Origin of the sequence: Burkholderia sp. Ac-20392 (assembly GCF_017104585.1) — a bacterium.
Taxonomy (GTDB): domain Bacteria; phylum Pseudomonadota; class Gammaproteobacteria; order Burkholderiales; family Burkholderiaceae; genus Burkholderia; species Burkholderia lata.
This window is the reverse complement of record NZ_JAAGPB010000994.1, coordinates 1-1,149: the sequence shown is the minus strand read 5'-3', so window position 1 is coordinate 1,149 and position 1,149 is coordinate 1. Positions and strand designations below refer to the sequence as shown.

At 70.8% G+C, this 1,149-nt stretch carries 1 protein-coding gene and 1 pseudogene; both read left to right on the top strand.

What is annotated here, in order from left to right:
- The coding region (locus G3N99_RS40355) for a TolC family protein (protein ID WP_206125206.1) at window positions 1–889 on the top strand (889 nt) is incomplete at its 5' end.
- 59 nt (window positions 890–948) lie between these two features.
- Window positions 949–1,149 (top strand): annotated as a pseudogene (locus G3N99_RS40350) (HlyD family secretion protein); the annotation flags it as partial.

Below are 1,149 nucleotides of genomic sequence, written 5' to 3'. Positions count from 1 at the left end.
GACGGCCGCCTACGCGCAGGCGTGCGCATACGGCGAGCGGATCGACGTGGCCGAGCGCTCGGTCGCGATCGCCGACCGCCTCGCCGCGCTGACCGCCCGGCAACGTGTGCACGGCCTCGTGTCCGATCTGGAAGTCGCGCGATCGCGCGCATTCGCCGACGATACGCGCGCCGAATTGCCGATGCTCACAGGCGCGCGCCGCGCCGCGTTGGTTGAACTGGCCGTGCTGACCGGGCACGCGCCCGGCGCGATTCCCGACGCGGCCGCACGCTGCCATGCGACGCCGGTGCTGGCGCGACCGTTTCCGATCGGGGATGGCGCCGCGCTGCTCCGCCGCCGCCCCGACTTGCGCGAAAGCGAGCGGCGGCTCGCCGCGTCGAATGCGCGGGTCGGTGTCGCGACGGCCGAGCTGTATCCGTCGATCGTGCTCGGCGGTTCGGTGAACTGGCTGTCGACGACCGGCGATCCGTCGTCGCTCGGCGACAAGTACGCGATTGCTTGGGGCGTCGGGCCGCTGATCACCTGGCGCTTTCCGAATCTCGCGGCGAGCCGCGCGCAGCTCGCGCAGGCTCGCGCTGACGATGCCGCCGCGCGCGCGTCGTTCGATGCGCAGGTGCTGCGCGCGCTGAAGGAAACCGAACAGGCGCTCGCCCGCTATGGCGCCGAGTGGCGCCACAAGGCTGCGCTCGACACCGCGCGTGCCGAGCACGCACGCGCTTACCGGCTCGCCGAACTGAACTACGACGCGGGCGCGCTGGATTTTCTCGGCGTGCTCGACGCGCAGCGCAGCCTCGTTGCGGTCGATGCGGCGCTGGCCGCGTCGACGCAGCAGGTCGCGCTCGATCAGGTCGCCGTCTTCAAGGCACTGGGGGGCGGCTGGCAGCGCTAGCCGGCCGTTCGTGAATCCGCACGTCAATCCGCCCGCATTCAACCATTCCGATTTCGATCATGAGCACCACAGCCGTACCCGAGAAATCCGCCCGTTTCGCGCGGCGCCACTGGATCGCCGCCGGCGTCTTCATCACCGTCATCGCGCTGGCCGGGTTCGGCTGGCGCTGGTGGACGGTCGGACGCTTCATCGAGCACACCGACGATGCGTACGTGCGCGCCGACATCGTGACCGTCAGTCCGCGCGTGGCCGGCTATGTA